This window comes from Paraburkholderia sp. J94 (assembly GCF_905220285.1).
GTDB classification, from domain to species: Bacteria; Pseudomonadota; Gammaproteobacteria; order Burkholderiales; family Burkholderiaceae; genus Paraburkholderia; species Paraburkholderia tropica_A.
This window is the reverse complement of record NZ_CAJMZH010000044.1, coordinates 1-1,012: the sequence shown is the minus strand read 5'-3', so window position 1 is coordinate 1,012 and position 1,012 is coordinate 1. Positions and strand designations below refer to the sequence as shown.

Below are 1,012 nucleotides of genomic sequence, written 5' to 3'. Positions count from 1 at the left end.
CTTCACCGGCAAGGAGAAGAAGCCCGAGCGCAAGGGCTTCTTCTATTTCACCGACGACGGCGATCTCGCGTGCCTGCGTTTCGATAACTGGAAGGTCGTGTTCATGGAGCAGCGCACGGCCGGCACATTGAGAATATGGGCCGAGCCGCTGGTGACGCTGCGTGTGCCGAAAATCTTCAATCTGCGCACCGATCCATACGAGCGCGCCGACATCACGTCCAACACCTACTACGACTGGCTGCTCGATCACGTGTTTATCCTCGTGCCGGCGCAGGCGGGTGTGGCCGAATTCCTGCAAACGTTCAAGGAATTCCCGCCACGCCAGAAAGCGGCCAGCTTCGGCGTCGATCAGGTGATCGAGAAGATGATGGACGCAGCCGGCGGCGGCCATCGCTAAGGCATCCTGAAGATGTAGACGGGTGGTTCCCGGGCGGCGTTCAGCCGGACGCCGCCCAGCCGCTTTCCTGACGCGACATCCATGGACGCCAAGGCCCTGATTCTTCTCGCGCTTCAGTGCGCCATCGCCGCAACGGTCTTCACGTACGGCCTCCAGGCCACGCGCGACGACCTGCTCTATATCGCGCAGCGGCCGGGCCTGCTGCTGCGTTCGCTCATCGCCATGCTGGTGTTGCTGCCGATCCTCGTGGTCGCCTGCGTCTACTATCTCGATCTGCCGCAGCCGACCGCCGTCGTGCTCACGGCGCTCGCCATCTCGCCCGTGCCGCCGCTGCTGCCGAAGAAGCACAAGAAGGCGGGCGGCGTCGCGCCCTACGGGCTCGGGCTGCTCGTCGTGCTCGCGCTGGTGTCGGTCGTGACCATGCCGCTTTCGGTGGCCCTCTTCAACTGGCTGTTCGCGCAGCCGCTGGCCGTCGGGCCTGCGTCGATCCTGAAGATCGTGCTGACCATGATCATCGCGCCGCTCGCCGTGGGTCTGCTGGCCGCATCGCTGATGCCGCGCGCCGCGCAGCGCCTGATCGCGCCCGTGCGCCTGATCGCAACCGTGCTGCTGGCA

General features: G+C 65.2%; 1 protein-coding gene and 1 pseudogene. Both read left to right on the top strand.

What is annotated here, in order from left to right; all coding sequences use genetic code 11:
• Window positions 1–397, top strand: a pseudogene (locus U4Y88_RS37545) (arylsulfatase); the annotation flags it as partial.
• Between the two features lie 81 nt (window positions 398–478).
• Window positions 479–1,012 (top strand): hypothetical protein (locus tag U4Y88_RS37540; protein ID WP_321790120.1); only part of this gene is annotated, 534 nt, incomplete at its 3' end.